The sequence below is a fragment of the Janthinobacterium sp. GW822-FHT07H10 genome (genome assembly GCF_058798675.1).
In genome coordinates this window covers 527,575-545,761 of the sequence record NZ_JBXAKS010000004.1, presented here as the reverse complement: position 1 = coordinate 545,761, position 18,187 = coordinate 527,575, and the positions used below count along the sequence as shown (strand labels likewise).

General features: G+C 64.7%; 12 protein-coding genes. 7 read left to right on the top strand and 5 right to left on the bottom strand.

Features of this window, described 5'->3' with window-relative positions:
- Window positions 1-33: 33 nt before the first annotated feature.
- On the bottom strand, window positions 34-3,690 hold the full coding sequence (locus tag AC1RDJ_RS13130; RefSeq protein WP_071326630.1) for a sensor domain-containing protein: 3,657 nt from the start codon (window positions 3,688-3,690) through the stop codon (window positions 34-36).
- 212 nt (window positions 3,691-3,902) lie between these two features.
- Between AC1RDJ_RS13130 and prpR the strand changes: the two genes are divergently transcribed.
- The 5 genes from prpR to AC1RDJ_RS13105 all read left to right on the top strand — a co-directional run bounded on the left by prpR (window position 3,903) and on the right by AC1RDJ_RS13105 (window position 9,221).
- Window positions 3,903-5,528 carry a propionate catabolism operon regulatory protein PrpR gene (gene prpR, locus AC1RDJ_RS13125; RefSeq protein WP_071324799.1) on the top strand — a complete coding sequence of 542 codons (1,626 nt, stop codon included), beginning with the start codon at window positions 3,903-3,905 and terminating at the stop codon, window positions 5,526-5,528.
- Window positions 5,529-5,563: 35 nt separating this feature from the next.
- The gene (locus tag AC1RDJ_RS13120) at window positions 5,564-6,487 is read left to right on the top strand and encodes a phytanoyl-CoA dioxygenase family protein (RefSeq protein ID WP_493027653.1); all 924 of its coding nucleotides are present in this window, start codon (window positions 5,564-5,566) and stop codon (window positions 6,485-6,487) included.
- Window positions 6,488-6,588: 101 nt separating this feature from the next.
- A complete protein-coding gene (locus AC1RDJ_RS13115; RefSeq protein ID WP_493027652.1) occupies window positions 6,589-7,458 on the top strand; it encodes an alpha/beta fold hydrolase in 870 nt (289 codons plus the stop codon).
- Between the two features lie 3 nt (window positions 7,459-7,461).
- Complete coding sequence (locus AC1RDJ_RS13110) at window positions 7,462-8,517, top strand: sensor histidine kinase (RefSeq protein ID WP_289888694.1); 1,056 nt, start codon at window positions 7,462-7,464, stop codon at window positions 8,515-8,517.
- Window positions 8,514-9,221, top strand: coding sequence for a LytR/AlgR family response regulator transcription factor (locus tag AC1RDJ_RS13105; RefSeq protein ID WP_493027651.1), 708 nt, complete (start codon window positions 8,514-8,516; stop codon window positions 9,219-9,221). The genes AC1RDJ_RS13110 and AC1RDJ_RS13105 overlap by 4 nt, the downstream gene beginning before the upstream one ends.
- Window positions 9,222-9,236: 15 nt before the next feature.
- Here AC1RDJ_RS13105 and AC1RDJ_RS13100 read toward each other — a convergent pair whose 3' ends face one another.
- The 3 genes from AC1RDJ_RS13100 to clpS form a co-directional block, all read right to left on the bottom strand.
- Window positions 9,237-12,596: a S41 family peptidase gene (locus AC1RDJ_RS13100; RefSeq protein WP_493027650.1), complete on the bottom strand. Its 3,360-nt coding sequence runs from the start codon at window positions 12,594-12,596 to the stop codon at window positions 9,237-9,239.
- A gap of 221 nt (window positions 12,597-12,817) precedes the next feature.
- Window positions 12,818-15,118, bottom strand: a complete 2,301-nt coding sequence (gene clpA / locus AC1RDJ_RS13095; RefSeq protein WP_071324805.1) for an ATP-dependent Clp protease ATP-binding subunit ClpA — start codon at window positions 15,116-15,118, stop codon at window positions 12,818-12,820.
- The gene (clpS, locus tag AC1RDJ_RS13090) at window positions 15,115-15,417 is read right to left on the bottom strand and encodes an ATP-dependent Clp protease adapter ClpS (protein ID WP_034751577.1); all 303 of its coding nucleotides are present in this window, start codon (window positions 15,415-15,417) and stop codon (window positions 15,115-15,117) included. Before clpS ends, clpA begins: the two co-directional genes overlap by 4 nt.
- 321 nt (window positions 15,418-15,738) lie before the next feature.
- Here clpS and cspE point away from each other — a divergent pair, with 321 nt between their 5' ends.
- Complete coding sequence (gene cspE, locus AC1RDJ_RS13085; protein WP_010395943.1) at window positions 15,739-15,942, top strand: transcription antiterminator/RNA stability regulator CspE; 204 nt, start codon at window positions 15,739-15,741, stop codon at window positions 15,940-15,942.
- Window positions 15,943-16,029: 87 nt separating this feature from the next.
- Here cspE and icd read toward each other — a convergent pair whose 3' ends face one another.
- Entirely contained in the window at window positions 16,030-17,283 is a 1,254-nt protein-coding gene (gene icd, locus AC1RDJ_RS13080) for an NADP-dependent isocitrate dehydrogenase (RefSeq protein ID WP_071324806.1), read from the bottom strand.
- Between the two features lie 299 nt (window positions 17,284-17,582).
- Between icd and AC1RDJ_RS13075 the strand changes: the two genes are divergently transcribed.
- Window positions 17,583-18,146, top strand: coding sequence for a pseudouridine synthase (locus AC1RDJ_RS13075; protein ID WP_071324807.1), 564 nt, complete (start codon window positions 17,583-17,585; stop codon window positions 18,144-18,146).
- Window positions 18,147-18,187: the final 41 nt, after the last annotated feature.

Genomic DNA, 18,187 nt, shown 5'->3' with positions numbered 1-18,187 from the left:
CCGATCCGGAGCGCCTGACGGCGGCGCAGCAGCTTATGCCCGGCGCTCCAGCAGCGCCTGCGCATTCGCCGCCGGCACGGGCGCCGAAAACAGATAGCCCTGCGCGTAGCGGCAGCCATGCGCCTGCAGCAGGGCGAACTGCTCCTCCGTCTCCACCCCTTCGGCCACGGCCGACAATTGCAGGCTGTCGGCCAGCGCGATGATGGCGGCCACGATGGCGCGGTCCTCCCCGCTGTGCTCGAGGTCCTTGATGAAGGCGCGGTCGATCTTGACCTTCTTCACGGGGAAACGCTTCAGGTAAGCCAGGCTGGAATAGCCGGTGCCGAAGTCGTCGATCGACAGGCGCAAGCCCATGCCATTGATCTGGCGCAGAATCTCCAGCGTATGCTCGCCATGCTGCATCAGCGCCGTCTCGGTGATCTCGAATTCCAGCAGCGCCGGGTCGATGCCGGTTTCCCGCACCACGGCGCCGATGGCCGCCACCAGGCCCTTGTGCATGAACTGGCGCGGCGACAGGTTCACCGCCAGCGGCACCGGCTGCAGGCCCTGGCGCTGCCAGGCCATGCTTTGCGCGCACGCCTGGCGCAGCACCCATTCGCCGACCGGCACGATCAGGCCATTTTCCTCCATGATGGGAATGAAACGGTCCGGCAGCACCAGGCCGTGGCCGGGACGGCGCCAGCGCAGCAGCACTTCCATGCCGTGCAGGCGGCGCGTGGCGATATCGATGACGGGCTGGTAAAACAGCTCGAACTGGTCTTGCGCCAGCGCCGTGCGCAAGCTGCTTTCCAGGTCGAAGTGCAGGGTCGCCGCCTGATTCATCGTCTGCGTGAAAAACTGGTAGTTATTGCGGCCATTGCCCTTGGCATGGTACATGGCCGCATCGGCATGGCGCATCAGGGCATCGACATCGCCGCCATCGTCCGGATACACGCAGATGCCGATCGACGGCGTGACGTGCAGCACGTGGCCGTCGAGAGGAAAGGCGGGCGTCAGGGCCTCGATGACTTTCTCGGCCACGCGCGCCGCTTCATCGCCTCCGCGTATGCCCGGCACCAGCACGACGAATTCGTCGCCGCCCAGGCGCGCCACCGTATCGCTGGCGCGCACCGCGCGGCACAGCCGGCCGGCCACTTCCTTGAGCAGCAAATCGCCCGTCATGTGGCCCAGCGAATCGTTGATGGTCTTGAAGCGGTCCAGGTCGATGAACATCACGGCCAGCTTGCGTCCGGAGCGCTGCGACGCCAGCATGGCGCGCTCCAGGCGGTCCGACAGCAGCGCGCGGTTCGGCAAGCCCGTCAGGTTGTCGTGGTAAGCCATGTGATGCACGCGCGCCTCGGCCTGGCGCCGCTCGACGATCTCGCCTTGCAGCAGCAGGTTGGCACCGGCCAGTTCGGCCGTGCGCTCGTGCACGCGCAGCTCCAGCTCGTCGCGCGCGCGGCGCACCGCTTCGGCCGCCTCGCGGCGCGCCGTCACGTCGTCCACCAGCCACACCGAGCGGCCATGCGCATGCGCCAGGTCGAACGGCCGACCGGACAGGCGCGCCCAGAAACGGCTGCCGTCCTTGCGCACCAGCTGGTATTCGGACATGTGCACGCGGCCCGCCTTGAAATCGCGCGCCGTCTCGCTGCGCGCCGCCTTCCAGGCCGCCACGTCCGGATACAGGGCCTGCACGGAGAGGCCGTTCATTGCGCCGGGCGCATAGCCGAACAGCTCCTCCATCTTGCTGTTGCTGCGTAAATTGAAGCCGCCCTCCACCACCGAGATGCCCAGCACGGCGCTATCGAGGATGGCCTGGTTTTCCAGCAGCGCGTTGCGCAAGGACTCTTCGGCGCGTTTGGCTTCCGTGCGGTCCTCGATGATCCAGATGGTGCCCGCGGTGGGGTCGTCCGGATTGACGACATAGGCGATCAGCTGCGCCCACAGCGTGCTGCCGTCGCGACGCATCATCTCCACTTCCGTCTGGAATGGCTTGCCCACCGAGAGGAAGGGGAAGGCCGCCGCGCCCAGCAAGTCGTACGACTGCTGCGATACATACAGCGCGCGCCCCGGCAAGCCCAGCGCCTCGTCGCCGCTGTAGCCGAACATGGCGGCAAAGCCCAGGTTGTAGCGCGTGATCTGGCGGTTCTTGGTAAACAGGATGCTCACCGAGGCATTCGTCATGATGGCCGCCACTTCCATCTGCGCCTGCCGGCTGGCGGTGACGTCTTCGAGTATCCAGATGGCGCCCTGCTCGCTGTGCGCCTGGTCGACGGCCTTGGCGCGGATGCGGCACCAGAACAGGCTGCCATCGCGGCGGCGGAACAGCGATTCGTCCTGCTCGTACGGCAAGCCCTGCCCCAGCAGCGGCGTCGCCTGCACGCCAAACTCCTCGTAGGCGGCCGCCGACGGAAACAGCTCGGCGGCGGGCAAGCCCGTCATCTCGTCCTGCGTGTAGCCGAACATTTCGGCGAAGCGGGGATTGCAGCGCAGGACCAGGCGCGCGCGTGAAAACAGGATGCCGACGGAGGCGTTGTCGAGGATGGCCTGCTGCTCCAGCATCAGCTGGCGCGTCGCCTCCTCGGCCGCCTTTTGCGCGCTGCGGTCGTCGAACAGCCAGATCGTGTCGCGCAGCGCGCGGTCGGCCTGGTTTTCCGGATTGAGCACATAGCCATACGCCAGCGCCCAGAAGGTGGAACCGTCGCGGCGGCGCATCTCCATCTCGCCCTGGAACGGCAGGCCGCGCCGCAGCAGGGGCGAGGCCTGCCGCACCACGCTCTCGTAGGCCGCGCGCGACGGATACAGGTCGACCACCGGCAAGCCCACGCCGCTGTCGCCGTCGAAGCCGAAACACTCGGCGAAGCGCCGGTTGTAGCGCAGCACGCCCTTGTCGCGCTGGAAACCGATGGCCAGCGGCGCGTTATCCATCACCGCCTGCATTTCCAGCAGGGCGCGGCGCAACTGATCCTCGTCACGCCGGTGGTCGCTGATATCTTCGATGATCCACACCGTGCCGTCGTGCGTATTCAGCGGGTCGACGGCGCGTCCGTGCAGCCGGCTCCAGAACAGCGTGCCATCCTGGCGCCGCAGTTCCAGCTCGGTGCGGTACGGCTTCCCTTTGGACAGCAGCGGCGCCGCTTCCAGTCCCAGTGCGCGGCAATGCTCGGCGGAGCGGTACAGCACCGCGCCGGGCATGCCGGTCAGCTGGTGGCGCGCATAACCGAGCATTTCGGCGGCGCGGATATTGCACTCCTCGATGAAGCCGCCCTTGGAAAAGACGATGCCGACGGCCGCGCTTTCCAGGATGGCCTGCTGCTCCAGCAAGGTCTTGCGCAAGGCCTGCTGGTCGCGCTGCTGCACGCTGATGTCGGCAAACACGAGGGTCGCGCCCGGCAAGCCATCGCCCGCCGGCAACGGCTTGGCCCACACCTGCACGGCGATGGCGCGGTCCGCGCCCTGCAGGCTGCTGTCCCAGTGCCGCTCGCGCCCAGCCGCGCCCAGCGCGCCGCGCAGCATGCTGGTGCTCGAGACGCGGTAGGCGTCGCTGAAACAGTCGGCCAGCAGCCGGCCGGAAATATCCACACCCAGCAGGGCGATCAGGGCGCCGTTCGCGGCCACCACCATGCCGCAGGCATCGCAGGCGCACGCCGGCAAGGCGATCAGCTGCAAGGCATCGGCGATGAAATCGGGACTGGTCGGTACGCGGTTCATGGACACCATGGGTCGGTTAAAGGCGGGTCGGACATGCGCCTGGACTAGCCACGCTTCCAGGCATCATGGTGCTGCTAGATCATAAACCAGTTTCCAGGGGTTTTTTCATATTCCTTCGTGGCAATATCTGAAACGCCACAGACCAGTTGCAACGCGCTTGTTGCAATGACGTTGCAGCGCAAAATAATGAAACAAATCGTTTAAAATAAAGCATGCGCCGTCCCTCCCATCCCCCGCTCGAGCACCGTGACAAGCCCGTCATCTGGACCGTCTCCGTCTCGCGCCTGTTCGACCTGTTTCGCGACATCACGCTCGAATACGACGACCTGGCGGCGATCGAACCGATCAACCTGGGCTTCGACGATGCCGTGCGCCACATCCGCGAACGCATGGCCACGGAGCGCTGCGACGCCGTCATCGCGGCCGGCTCGAACGGCGCCTACCTGAAGGGACGCCTGTCGGTGCCCGTCATCATCGCCAAGGCCAGCGGCTACGACGTGATGCAGGCACTGGCCCGCGCGCGCCGCATCTCGCCGCAGATCGGCGTCGTCACCTACCAGGACCCGATGCCGGAACTGGCCGAATTTGCCGCCACCTTCGGCTTCCAGATTTTTCAACGCACCTATGCCACCGAAGAGGACGCGCGCGCGCAGATCAATGAACTGAAGGCGGCCGGCGTGAAAGCCGTCGTCGGCGCGGGCCTCGTCACCGACCTGGCCGAGGAAGCGGGACTGGCCGCCGTCTTCGTGTATTCGGCCACCTCGATCCGGCGCGCCTTCGACGATGCACTGGAACTGGCGCGCCTGACCCAGCTCGAATCGGGCCGTAGCAGGCGCACGGCGGTGGCCGATACCTTGCGCGCGCGCCACGGCCTGCACGACCTGCGCGGCGAATCCGAGGCGATGGAGGCGCTGCGCCAGTCGGTGGTGCTGTTCGCCCGCTCGCCGGCGACGGTACTGATCCAGGGCGAGACCGGCAGCGGCAAGGAACTGGTGGCGCAGGCGATCCACCGCGAAAGCCCGCGCAGCCTGGGCGCCAACCGCCCCTTCATCGCCATCAATTGCGGCGCCATCGCCGAATCCCTGCTGGAGTCGGAGCTGTTCGGCCACGAGGATGGCGCCTTCACCGGCGCGCGCCGGGGCGGCCATGCGGGTCTGTTCGAAGCGGCCAACCACGGCACCCTGTTCCTCGATGAAATCGGCGAAATGCCGCTGGCCCTGCAAACGCGCCTGCTGCGCGTGCTGGAGGAGCGCGAGGTGGTGCGCGTGGGCGGCACGCGGCCCATCGCCATCAACGTGCGCATCATCAGCGCCACGCACTGCGACCTGGAGCAGCGCATCCGCGAAGGCCGCTTCCGCGCCGACCTGTTCTACCGCCTGGCCGTGCTGCGCCTGCATCTGCCGGCCTTGCGCGAACGCGCCAGCGACATTCCCGGCCTGGCCGAATGGTCGCTGAAGAACGCGCTGGCGGCGCTGGGCGCCCGCCCGCATCCGAACCTGCACGCGGAAGTCCAGGCGTGCGCGCCACTGCTGCGCCGCTACGACTGGCCCGGCAACGTGCGCGAACTGCGCAACCTGGCCGAGCGGCTGGCGTTGTTCCTCGCCGCCGAACCGCTGCAGGCGCTGACGCCCGCCTTCGTGCTGGGCGTGGCGCCCGAGCTGGCGCAAGGCTCAATCGCGGCGCCGCTTGCGCCAGTGCCAGCAACCGCCACGCCGCCGCGCCTGGCAAACGAAAGCGCCAGCGCCGTGCTGGCGCGCTTCGGCGGACGCCGCGATGCCGCCGCCAGCTACCTGGGCATCAGCCGCACGACACTATGGCGCCGGCTGCGCGCCGGCTGACACCTCCTCCTTCCCCCTGCCACCACTTGGACACCATGGACGACTGGCTTTCCCTGCACCGCTTATGGCAGCATTGCACCACGCCCCCCGGCACGCCCGGCACCAGGGCGCTGTCGAACGACAACCGTGAAATCAGGGCGCTGTATGGGCTGGGCATTTCGCTGGAAGACGCGCTGCAATTCCTTCACCAGCAGCAGCCATCGCTGGACGCATTCCAGGGCTGGCTGGCCGCGCGCACGCGGGTGCGCCCGCCGCACGCCGCAAACGGACATGCAGACCTGCTGTCCGCCAGCGACCTGCGCTTCTTCGAGGAACATGGCTACCTGGTGCTGCGCGGCGCAGTGCCGCGCGAACAATGCCTGGCCGCCCGGCAGGCCATCTGGGACTACCTTGGCGCCAGCGCCGACGATACGGCGTCGTGGTACCAGCCGCACCCCGGCAAGCGCGGACTGATGCTGCAGTTTTCCGACCATCCCGCGCTGGAGGCGAACCGCCACGGCGCGCGCATCCGCCGCGCCTACCAGCAGCTGTATGGCAGCAGCGCCATCTACCCCTCCATCGACAAGGTGAGCTTCAATCCACCCGAGACGGCCAGCCACCGTTTCCTCGGCAGCGCACTGCACTGGGATGTCAGCCTGCGCCTGCCCGTGCCCTTCAAGCTGCAGGGCATGCTCTACCTGAGCGACTGCCCGGCCGACCATGGCGCCTTTCACTGCGTGCCCGGCTTCCAGCACCGCCTCGGGCCATGGCTGGACAGCGTGCCGCCGGAACGCCAGCCCCGCGAATGGGCGGTAGAAAACCTGCGTCCCGTGCCCGTCGCGGGCGACGCGGGCGATTTCATCATCTGGCACCAGGCCCTGCCCCACTGCGCCACCGCCAACCGCGGCGCGCTGCCGCGCATGGTGCAGTACCTGACCTACCTCCCGGACCAGGGCGTGGACCAGGAAGAGTGGATTTGAGCGCCGGCGCCGCCACTCATCCTCGCCTGCCACCGCTCATCCCGCCGTGCTGGCGCGGCACCGCGCGCGCCGCTAGCATCATGCCAAGGAGGTAACACATCATGAAACGAACGATGCAAAAAATGTTTTTACTCGGCGCCTTGCTGGCCAGCGCCGCCCAGGCGGCGACGCCCACCGCATTCACCGTCGACGTCACGGGCCAGGGCAGTCCCGTCATCCTGATTCCCGGCCTGGCCTCGTCGGGTGACGTGTGGCAAGGCACGGTGGCGCGCCTGTGCGGACCGCAAGGCGCGCGCCAATGCCATGTGCTGACCCTGGCCGGCTTTGCCGGCGTGGCGCCCATCGCCGGCGACTTGCTGGCCCAGGCGGAGCAGCAGCTGGCCGACTACATCACCGAAAAAAAACTGGGCCGGCCGGCCATCATCGGACATAGCCTGGGCGGCTTCCTGGCCTTGAAAATGGGCATCGACCACCCGGCGCAGACGGGCAAGCTTGTGATCGTCGACTCGCTGCCGGCCCTGGGCGCGACGCAACTGCCCAGCATCACGCAAGAACAGCTGCAAGCGATGTCGTTGCAGATGCAGGCGGCCATGCGGGCCCAGGACGCGGCCACTGCCAGCGCCAGCCAGCGCCGCACCGTCGCCAGCATGGCCAGCGCGCCGGCCGACGTGGAGCGCATCATCGGCTGGGGCCAGCGCTCGGACCGCGAAACCGTGATCCAGGCCATGGGCACGCTGATGGCCAGCGACCTGCGCCAGGACGTGGCGAAAGTGACCTCGCCCACGCTGGTCCTGGGCACCTGGATCGCCTACAAGGATTACGCGCCGCGCGCCGCCATCGAAGCGACCTTCCAGCAGCAGTATGCGCAGCTGCCGGGCGTGCAGGTCGCGCTGGCCGACACGGCGCGCCATTTCATCATGTACGACCAGCCGGACTGGATGTTCGGCCGCATCGAACAGTTCCTGCGCTAAGCCATGACGCCACTCCACCGCCCTTCGCTGCTGGCCCGGATCAACTGGTACTGGACCTTCCAGCTGGCCGGCTGGAGCGCGCTGGCCCTGTTCAACAGCGTGTACGGCGGCTCCTCGGAGCTGCGCATCGTCGCCACCATCGCCTGCTGGGGCTCGCTGGGCGGCCTGCTGCTGTCGCACCTGTGGCACGGCGTCCTGCGCCGGCGCGGCTGGGCGGCGAACGGCTTGCGCTGGAAACGCGTGCTGCCGTCGCTGTTCCTGCTGGCGGCCGTCCAGACGGCCAGCGTGGTGATCGCCTTCCACGTCATGTATCCGCCCGATGTCCTGCACGGCATCGCCTGGCTGCCTGGCGCGCTGCTGTTCTGGTTCGGCGTGTTCCTCGCCTGGACGGTGTTTTATTCGGCCGCGCTGTCGCTGCGCCGCGTCAACCGGCTGGAAGCGGAAACCCTGCGTCTGCAGCTGCATGGACGCGAAGCGGAGCTGCGCGCGCTGCAGGCGCAGGTCAATCCGCATTTTTTCTTCAATAGCCTCAATAGCGTGCGCGCGCTGATCTTCGAAGACCGCGACGCGGCCGCGAACATGATCGACCAGCTGGCCGGCCTGATGCGCCACGCGCTGCAATCGGGTCAGCACGCGACGGTGCCGCTGGCGGCCGAACTCGACGCCGTGCGCGCCTACCTGGCAATCGAGCAGATACGTTTCGAATCGCGCCTGCGCGTCAGCTTCGACATCGCGGCGGAACTGGAAGCGACAGGCGTGCCGCCCATGTCCCTGCAGACGCTGGTGGAAAACGCCGTCAAATATGGCGTGGAAACCAGCCAGGACGGCAGCGACATCCGCATCGCGGCGCGGCGCGCCAGTCCGGCAGGGGGCGTGGCGATGCTGCAGATCGAGGTGGCCAACACGGGCGCCCTGCGTCAGCCCGGCAGGTCCACCAGCGTCGGCCTGCGCAATGCGCGCCAGCGCCTGCAGCTGGCCTGCGGCGCTGACGCCGGCCTGGAATTGCGCGAACAGGCGGGCTGGGTGTACGCCACCATGTCCCTGCCGGAGCAGCCATGAACGCACCGCCACTCAAGGTGCTGCTGGTCGATGACGAGCGCCTGGCGCGCGCCGAACTGCGCCGCCTGCTGGCCGCGCATGCGCAAGTGGACATCGTTGGCGAGGCGGCCAGCGCCGCCGAAGCCATCGCGCAGATCGCCAAGCTGCAGCCCGACCTGCTGCTGCTCGACGTGCAGATGCCGGGCGGCTCGGGCTTCGACTTGCTGGCGGCCCTCGACGCGGCCCCGGACGTCATCTTTTGCACGGCCTTCGACCAGTACGCGCTGCAAGCCTTCGAAGTGAGCGCCCTCGATTACCTGCAAAAGCCCGTGCAGGCGGCGCGCCTGGCGGCGGCGCTGGCCAAGGTCGACGCGCGCGTGCAGGCGGCGCAGCCGGCGCCGCGCAAGGTCTTCATCAAGGATGGCGAGCGCTGCTGGTTTGTCGCGCTCGACGACATCCGTTTGCTGGAATCGGAAGGCAATTACACGCGCGTGCACTTCGCGGGGCAGCGCCCGCTCATGCTGCGCTCCCTGAACCAGCTGGAAGAACGCCTGCCTCCCGCGCAATTCTTCCGCGCCAACCGGCGCCAGATCGTCAACCTGGCGCACGTGGCCAGCGTCGCGCCCAACGCGGCCGATGGCCTCAACCTGCACCTGCCCGACGCCAGCGTGGTCGAGGTGTCGCGCCGGCGCGCGCAGCAGTTCAAGGCCATCACCAGCCTGTAGCGGGCTGGCGCGCGCCTACTTCAGCGCCGGTATCGGCTGCGCCTGGAATGCAGGCCGCGGCTGTTCCTTGAGCTTTTTCGCCAGCATCTCGAGCGCCACGTCCAGCTGGCGGTCGCCGCCATTGAAAGTGGCGTGCGGCGGATTGTCCACCTCCACGTCCGGCACCACGCCCACGCCTTCGATCAGCCACTGGCCGTCGATGCCGAACTGGCCGTTTTCCGCCACGCGCGCCATGCCGTTGTCAAGCAGGCGCGTATTGTCGCTGAGCCAGACGCCGGCGCCGGCCGTGCGCTTGCCCACCAGCGGCGCCAGGCCCAGGGCCTTGATGCCGGCGGCGAACGTCTCGCCATCCGAATACGTGAGTTCATCGACCAGCACCACCAGGTGGCCACGGAAGGTGTTCTGCATGTTCGACGACGGCTGCACGCCGGGCGGCGCCCAGTAAGCCCAGGCCTTGCGCAACAGCTTTTCGATGATCCAGCTGTCGATATTGCCGCCGTTATTGCGGCGCACGTCGATAATCAAGCCTTCGCGGTTGATATTCGCATAAAAATCGCGCGCGAACGAGGCGATGTCGTTCGGTCCCATGGCGCGCAGGTGCAGGTAGCCGACGCGCCCCTGCGAGGCGGCCGCCACCTGTTCGGCACGGCTCAGTTCCCAGTCGCCATAGCGCAGCGCCGTCTGTTTTGCCATGGTCACGGGCTTGACGATGACGGCACGCGGTGCGCCGTTGCCCCGCTTCACCTGCAGCAGCACCTGCTTGTCGGCCTGGTTCAGCAGCAAATCGCTGATGTCGCGCGCGCCCAGCACGTCCTTGCCATTGACGGCCGTGATGATGTCGCCTACGCGCACATCCACCTCGGGACGCGACAGCGGCGCCCGCTCGGACGGCAGTTCCGGCTCGCTGCGGTAGATATGCTCGACCCTGTAGCCGGCACCCGTGCGCGCCAGCACGGCGCCGAGCCCCGCCGGCGTGCCTTCCTGTTCCGTGCGGCGCAGTTCGCCGGAACGGATCTGCGAATGCAGGGCGCCCACTTCGGCCACCATCATGCCCAGCACGTCATTGAGTTCGGCGCGGTCCGTCACGCGCTCGACCAGCGGCGCATACTTGTCGCGCGCCGCCTTCCAGTCCACGCCGCGCATCTTCGCGTCGTACAGGAAATCGCGGTGCAAGCGCCAGGCATCGTTGAACATCTGCTTCCATTCCAGGCGCGGATTCGACACAAACGTCCAGTCGTCAACTTTGACTTTTGCCTTCGACAGGTCGCCTGGCAGCTTGGCGCCCGCCTCGACCACGAGCATCTCGCCCGGGCCCGTCGCCGCTACCGTACGGTAATACAGATGCTTTTTATCCTGGGCCAGGTCGAATTCGCGCACATTGGCCACCAGCAGCTCCGGCTTGGAGCCCGTATTGCCGATCGCCAGGGTCTTCAGGCTGGACTTGCGCTCGCTGCCTTCCCGCTCGAGGAAATACAGGCGCTTGTCGTCGACGGCCAACGCGCTGTAGTTGCCAGCAGGCAGCGGCACCTCGTACAACCGTTCGGCCAGGCCTGGCATGACGATGGCCGGCAGGGCGGCCGGCGCCTTCTTCACGGCGCTCTTGCCGCCGGCCTTTTCCAGCGCTTTTTCCGCCGCCAGTTCGGCCGCCTTTTCATCGTCCGTCTCGGCTGGCTTGACACCGGGCCGGCTCAGCTCATCGTCGGGCTGGAATGGGAAACGGTTGCCCGGCTGCAGCGCCAGCGCATACACGCCCGTGCGCTTGTCGAACACGGGCCCCATGTTGCGGTCGCCCCACGGCGAGCCATTGGCCAGCTGGAAATTGCGCGCCGACATGAAATACAGCCACTTCCCATCGGGCGAAAACACGGGCGAGCCGGAGGTATAACGGTCGCTGGTGACGAACTGAAGCTGTTTCGACGCCAGGTTGTACAGGCCGATCTGCTCGCGCTGCGCATCGCTGGCCACGCGCACGAGGGCCAGGTTGCGGCTGTCGGGCGACCATTGCACTTCATCGTGCTTGTCCACGCCCGCCTTGCCCGCATCGTCGATCAGCTGGTTGGCCCGGTTCGCCAGGTCCAGCAGCCAGAAACGGCCCTTCTTGTCCGAGTGCGCCAGCCAGCGCCCGTCCGGCGACGGGTACAGTTTCCAGCGGTGATTGTCGCCCTGCGTCGTCAGCTGCTCGCCCTGGCCCGAGCCGTCGGCGGCGAATTTCCAGATTTCATTTTCGCCGCTCGTGTCGACGATGGCGAAGACGGATTTCTCGTCGCTGGAAAAGACGGCGTCGCGCGCACGCGCGCCTTCCGGAATGGCGATGTCGACGCGGCGCAGGCTGCCCGTGCCGGCGATGCTGACGCGGCCCCGCGCAGTGAGGATGATGCGCTCATCCTTGCCGGACAGCTGGACATTGCTCAAGGTATCGAGCGGCGAGCGGATCTGGCGCGCGCGCTGCTGGTCGAAGTCGGACACCAGGCTGATGGCCAGCGGCGGCGAACCCGCCGACGTGCCTGGCGCGTTCAAGTCGAGCACGTGCAAATCCGCGCCCAGCTGGTAGACGATCCGACCGTCGCCGAGCGCCGCATTGCGCACGTCCCACTGCGTGTGCGCCGTCAGGGCGCGGCGGTCGGTGCCGTCAGGCAGCATGCTCCACAGATTGTCGCTGCCGCCTTCGTCGCTGATGTAATAGACGCGGCCCTGCCACCACATGGGGCGCTTGTTGTTGCCAGCCGACACGGCGGCATCCGTGTGCATGGGCACGGCTTCGGCCTTGCCGTCCAGGCCATAGCGCCACAGCGTCGCATGCGCGCCGCCACGGTAGCGGCGCACATTGTCGTTGGTCATGGCCAGGCCGAAACGCGTGAAATAGAGGGTAGTGCCGGCATCGTCGAGCACGGCGTCATTCGCGTCGGCCACGGGAAACACGCGGCGCGTCTGTTGCACGGGGTCGATGGCGGCGACGATGCGACGCGAGGCGGGGCCATCCGTATTTTGCGTGCTGACCAGCACTTCGCCCTGCGCCGTCCAGCCCAGCACCAGCACGCCGCCATTGTCGTACGAGATACGGCGCGGCAAGCCACCGGCCAGCGGCATCACATACGCTTCCTGCGCCCCCTCGTAGGCGGCGGAAAACGCCAGCCACTGGCCATCGCGCGACATCGCCGCATTCGTTTCATAACCGGGATGCGTGGTCAGGCGCTGCGCCGCGCCACCGCGTATATTGCTTTTCCACAGGTCGCCTTCGGCCGTGAAGACGACGGTGTCGCCGCGCACGGCGGGAAAGCGGAAATAGCTGCCGGCAGGCGCGGCAGAGGCAGCGGCGGCGCTGCCCAGCAGGCCGGCGGAAAACAGGAGGAAGGCGAGAGTACGGGACATTTTCATGAAGCAGTCTTTCAACAAGCTATGAGCGGACATGGAAGCGAAACGACGCGGGAAGTGTGGCATGGCCGACATCGGATCATGATTCTTGCATAGCTGAAGCAAAAGCAATACCTATTTTTAAACAAGGTAATTTCCACCACAGTTTCCCTGGCAAGCGGTAGGCGCGTAAAAAAACCCGCTCCACTTGCGTGGGCGGGTTTTTCGGAAGGGGCAGGAAGCGCTTATTCCACTTCCACCGTTTCCGGTGCGGCCGTCGGCGCCGCGTCAGGCGGTTCCGGGAACTCCAGCAAGACCTGTTCCTTGTCGTCGAGGTCGACAGTGACCCGTCCGCCGGTGACGAGGCGGCCGAACAGCAGTTCGTCGGCCAGCGCCTTGCGGATCATGTCCTGGATCAAACGCGCCATCGGACGCGCGCCCATCAGCGGATCGAAGCCTTTCTTGCCGAGGAAGGTGCGCAGTTTCTCCGTAAACACGGCTTCGACCTTTTTCTCGTGCAACTGCTCTTCCAGCTGCATCAGGAACTTGTCGACCACGCGCAGGATGATTTCCTGGTCCAGCGCGCGGAAGCTGATGGTCGCGTCGATGCGGTTGCGGAATTCCGGCGTAAACATGCGCTTGATGTCGGCCATCTCGTCGCCCGCCTGCTTCGAATTCGTGAAGCCAATCGACGTCTTTTGCAAGCTTTCCGCACCCGCATTCGTCGTCATGATGATGATCACGTTGCGGAAATCGGCTTTGCGGCCATTGTTATCCGTCAAGGTGCCATGGTCCATGACTTGCAGCAGGATATTGAAAATGTCCGGATGGGCTTTTTCAATTTCATCGAGCAGCAAGACCGCATGCGGTTTCTTGGTGATCGCTTCCGTCAGCAAGCCGCCCTGGTCGAAGCCGACATAGCCCGGCGGCGCGCCGATCAGACGGCTGACCGCATGGCGTTCCATGTATTCCGACATGTCGAAACGGATCAGCTCGATACCGAGGATGAAGGCCAGCTGCTTGGCCACCTCGGTCTTGCCGACGCCGGTCGGACCGGAGAACAGGAAGGAGCCGATCGGCTTGTCCGTCTTGCCCAGGCCGGCACGGGCCATCTTGATGGCCGAGGCCAGCGCGTCGATGGCCGGATCTTGCCCGAACACAACATTACGCAAGTCGCGGTCGATCGTCTGCAGCTTGCTGCGGTCGTCCTGGTTGACCGTTTGCGGCGGAATGCGCGCGATCTTGGCGATGATGTCCTCGATCTCGGCCTTGCCGATGGTTTTCTTTTGCTTCGACTTCGGCAGGATGCGTTGCGCCGCGCCCGCTTCATCGATGACGTCGATCGCCTTGTCGGGCAGATGGCGGTCGTTGATGAAGCGCGCCGCCAGCTCGGCCGCCGTCGACAGGGCCGAAGCCGAGTATTTCACGCCATGGTGCTCTTCGAAGCGCGATTTGAGGCCGCGCAAGATTTGCACGGTTTGCTCGACGGTCGGCTCGTTGACGTCCACTTTCTGGAAGCGGCGGCTCAAGGCATGGTCTTTCTCGAACACGCCGCGGAATTCCGTGTACGTGGTCGCGCCGATGCATTTCAGCTGGCCGTTCGCCAGGGCCGGCTTCAGCAGGTTGGACGCGTCCAGCGTGCCGCCCGACGCCGAGCCCGCACCGATGATGGTGTGGATCTCGTCAATGAACAGGATGCCGTTCGGATTGTCCTTCAATTGCTTGAGCACGGCTTTCAGGCGCTGTTCGAAGTCGCCGCGGTACTTGGTACCGGCCAGCAAGGCGCCCATGTCCAGCGAATACACGACGGCATTCTGCAGGATTTCCGGCACATCGCTTTGCGTGATGCGGTAGGCCAGGCCTTCGGCGATGGCCGTCTTGCCCACGCCCGCCTCGCCGACGAGCAGCGGATTATTCTTGCGGCGGCGGCACAGGATCTGGATCACGCGGTCGACTTCGTCCTCGCGCCCGATCAGCGGGTCGATCTTGCCTTCGGCAGCGGCCTTGTTCAGGTTTTGCGTGAACTGGTCGAGCGGGCTTTCCTTCGGCTGGCCATCGACGGGCGCCTCTTCCACGCCTTCCGACGCCTTCGCGCTTTCCGTCGACTGGTCCTTGCGCACGCCGTGCGAAATGAAGTTGACCACGTCCAGGCGCGTCACGCCCTGCTGGTGCAGGTAGTAAACAGCGTGCGAATCCTTTTCGCCGAAGATGGCCACCAGCACATTGGCGCCCGTGACTTCCTTCTTGCCGTTCGACGCGGACTGGACATGCATGATGGCGCGCTGGATCACGCGCTGGAAACCAAGCGTCGGCTGGGTGTCGACTTCGCCCGTGCCAGGCACGGTCGGCGTGTTATCGCCGATAAAATTGGTGAGGGTCTTGCGCAGGTCTTCAATATTGACCGCGCAGGCACGCAATACCTCAGCAGCGGAGGGATTATCCAGCAGTGCCAGCAGTAAATGCTCAACCGTAATGAATTCGTGCCGTGCCTGCCGAGCTTCGACAAACGCCATGTGCAAACTTACTTCTAATTCCTGCGCAATCATACTTCCTCCATCACGCACTGCAGGGGATGCCCCGCCTTGCGCGCATGCGTTAAAACGAACTCCACTTTGGTACACGCTATATCTTTAGAGAACACGCCGCACACTCCTTTGCCGTAGCGATGAACACTGAGCATGATTTGCGTCGCCGTTTCACGGTCCTTGTTGAAATACTCCTGAATGATGGCCACCACAAATTCCATCGGGGTGTAGTCGTCATTGAGCAAGGCTACCTGGTAGAGCGGTGGCGGCTTCAGCACTTGCCGCTCCAGCAGGGTTTCTGTGTCGTGCTTGGTTGCCATACGCTTATTCTAATGCTTTCACAGTGGTTGTCATGCGCAATATCTGCGCCTTTCCAATTGTTTTCAATCTTACGCGTTTTCTTAATACTGCGCAGATGGCGACCTTGCCGCCAAAATCAAGAGTTGCTTTTTTGGTCGTCGTGAAGAATTTGGCAATATCGGTGGAAAAGCGCTTGACTTCATTATTTATTCCGCCAACAATGCTGTATCGACTGTTGCAGTAATGTACAGCTTGATAAGAAGTGAGACGTCGAGGAGGGGGCAAGAAGCTTCTTGCTTTTATGGCTCGTGTGATTTGTTTTAATTTTGAAAGTTCTTTTTATGGCAACAGGTACAGTTAAGTGGTTCAATGATTCCAAAGGTTTTGGCTTCATCACTCCAGATGACGGCGGCGAAGATTTGTTTGCTCACTTCTCCGCAATCAACATGAACGGTTTCAAGACCCTCAAAGAAGGTCAAAAAGTTCAATTCGAAGTCACGCAAGGCCCTAAAGGCAAGCAAGCTTCCAACATCCAAGCAGCCTAAGCATCGCCGGCCCTCAGATGTGAAAAACCCCGTCTCCTGACGGGGTTTTTTTTCGTCCGCAGGGCGCGCAGCGCCCTGCCCCTCTAATTACATGTGCTCGATCATCACGTCGCCGAAGCCGGAACACGACACTTGCGTCGCGCCTTCCATCAGGCGGGCGAAATCATAGGTGACGCGCTTCGAGGCGATCGACTTTTGCATCGAAGAAATGACCAGGTCGGCCGCTTCCAGCCAGCCCATGTGGCGCAGCATCATTTCCGCCGACAGGATCAGCGAACCGGGGTTCACATAATCCTTGCCCGCGTACTTCGGCGCCGTGCCGTGCGTCGCTTCGAACATGGCGACGGAGTCGGACAGGTTGGCGCCCGGCGCGATGCCGATGCCGCCCACTTGCGCCGCCAGCGCGTCGGAGATGTAGTCGCCGTTCAGGTTCAGGGTGGCGATGACGCTGTATTCGGCCGGGCGCAGCAGGATCTGTTGCAGGAATGCGTCAGCGATGGAATCCTTGACGATGATGTCGCGGCCCGTCTTCGGGTTCTTGAACTTGCACCATGGACCGCCATCGATCAGCTCGGCACCGAATTCCTTTTGCGCCAGCGCATACGCCCAGTCGCGGAAGCCGCCTTCCGTGTACTTCATGATGTTGCCTTTATGCACAATCGTCACGGAAGGCTTGTCGTTGTCGATCGCATACTGCAGGGCCTTGCGCACGAGGCGCTCCGTGCCCTCGATCGAGACGGGCTTGATGCCGATGCCGGACGTGGCCGGGAAGCGGATCTTGGTCACGCCCATTTCCTTGACGAGGAAATCGATCAGCTTTTTCGCGCCCTCGGAACCCTGCTGGTATTCGATGCCGGCATAGATGTCTTCCGAGTTTTCGCGGAAAATCACCATATCCGTCTTTTCCGGCTCTTTCACGGGCGATGGCACGCCCGTGAAGTAGCGCACGGGGCGCAGGCAGACGTACAGGTCCAGCTGCTGGCGCAGGGCCACGTTCAGCGAACGGATGCCGCCGCCGACGGGCGTCGTCAGCGGGCCCTTGATCGAAACGACGTAATCCTTCAGCACTTCCAGCGTTTCCTCGGGCAACCACACATCGGGGCCGTACACATTCGTCGATTTTTCGCCTGCATAGATTTCCATCCAGCTGATCTTGCGCGCGCCGCCATAGGCCTTGGCCACGGCCGCGTCGATCACCTTGATCATGACCGGGCTGATATCGATGCCCGTGCCATCGCCTTCGATGAAGGGAACGATGGGATTATCTGGTACATTCAGCGAAAAATCGGCGTTGACGGTGATTTTTTTGCCGTCAGCAGGTACAGTGATATGTTGATACATCGTGATCTCCGAAGTGGGACGCACCGTGGGCAGCCCTGGCGGCCCGGCGACGCGCTCTGCGGTTGCAGAGTTTACAAAAACAAGTCCGAACATGGCAGCAACAACGCACTTTAGCAGGGAAAGAACACCCAGGCCATCACGGCCGCCATACCAAAGCGCCCCATCACAACGCCAGCCTAAGTCTTCTATAAGACATAAGACAAGTGTTTCACATTATGCACCAGTATCGTGCAGGGCGCCATGCTTTTGCGGCGCCAGCCATCCATCACCATCGTTTGCATCACTTATAGCCCATCCGTATGCCACTCATCCTCTTCAACAAACCATTCCAGGTCCTGTGCCAGTTCTCGCCGCAGGAAGGCCGCGCCACCCTGGCCGACCATCTGACCATTCCCGGCATCTACCCGGCCGGCCGCCTCGACGCCGACAGCGAAGGCTTGCTGCTGCTGACCGATGACGGCCGCCTGCAGCACGACATCAGCCATCCCGACCGCAAGGAAGCCAAGACCTACCTGGTGCAGGTGGACGGCGTGCCCGATGCGGCCAGCCTGGCGCGCCTGCAGGCGCCGCTGGACCTGGGCGACTTCATCACCAAACCGTGCAAGGCCGTGCGCATTGCCGAGCCGGACTGGCTGTGGCCGCGCGATCCGCCCATCCGCGCGCGCGCCGACAAGCCGACGTCGTGGCTGGCGATCACCGTGAAAGAAGGAAAAAACCGGCAGGTGCGGCGCATGACGGCCGCCGTCGGCCTGCCCACCCTGCGCCTGGTGCGCAGCGCCATCGGCCCCTTTTCCCTGGCCAGCCACCCGCTGATGCCCGGCGAATGGTGCGAAGTGCCGGCCGAAAATATTGGAAAAACGTGAACGGGACAAGAAAATCCGCCTTTCCCAGCCAGTTTTTCCAA

What these genes read in the sequence shown, in the direction of transcription:
- AC1RDJ_RS13130 (WP_071326630.1), bottom strand. Translation starts at nt 3,690, where the DNA reads ATGAACCGCGTACCGACCAGTCCCGATTTCATCGCCGATGCCTTGCAG.
- prpR (WP_071324799.1), top strand. Translation starts at nt 3,903, where the DNA reads ATGCGCCGTCCCTCCCATCCCCCGCTCGAGCACCGTGACAAGCCCGTC.
- AC1RDJ_RS13120 (WP_493027653.1), top strand. Translation starts at nt 5,564, where the DNA reads ATGGACGACTGGCTTTCCCTGCACCGCTTATGGCAGCATTGCACCACG.
- AC1RDJ_RS13115 (WP_493027652.1), top strand. Translation starts at nt 6,589, where the DNA reads ATGAAACGAACGATGCAAAAAATGTTTTTACTCGGCGCCTTGCTGGCC.
- AC1RDJ_RS13110 (WP_289888694.1), top strand. Translation starts at nt 7,462, where the DNA reads ATGACGCCACTCCACCGCCCTTCGCTGCTGGCCCGGATCAACTGGTAC.
- AC1RDJ_RS13105 (WP_493027651.1), top strand. Translation starts at nt 8,514, where the DNA reads ATGAACGCACCGCCACTCAAGGTGCTGCTGGTCGATGACGAGCGCCTG.
- AC1RDJ_RS13100 (WP_493027650.1), bottom strand. Translation starts at nt 12,596, where the DNA reads ATGAAAATGTCCCGTACTCTCGCCTTCCTCCTGTTTTCCGCCGGCCTG.
- clpA (WP_071324805.1), bottom strand. Translation starts at nt 15,118, where the DNA reads ATGATTGCGCAGGAATTAGAAGTAAGTTTGCACATGGCGTTTGTCGAA.
- clpS (WP_034751577.1), bottom strand. Translation starts at nt 15,417, where the DNA reads ATGGCAACCAAGCACGACACAGAAACCCTGCTGGAGCGGCAAGTGCTG.
- cspE (WP_010395943.1), top strand. Translation starts at nt 15,739, where the DNA reads ATGGCAACAGGTACAGTTAAGTGGTTCAATGATTCCAAAGGTTTTGGC.
- icd (WP_071324806.1), bottom strand. Translation starts at nt 17,283, where the DNA reads ATGTATCAACATATCACTGTACCTGCTGACGGCAAAAAAATCACCGTC.
- AC1RDJ_RS13075 (WP_071324807.1), top strand. Translation starts at nt 17,583, where the DNA reads ATGCCACTCATCCTCTTCAACAAACCATTCCAGGTCCTGTGCCAGTTC.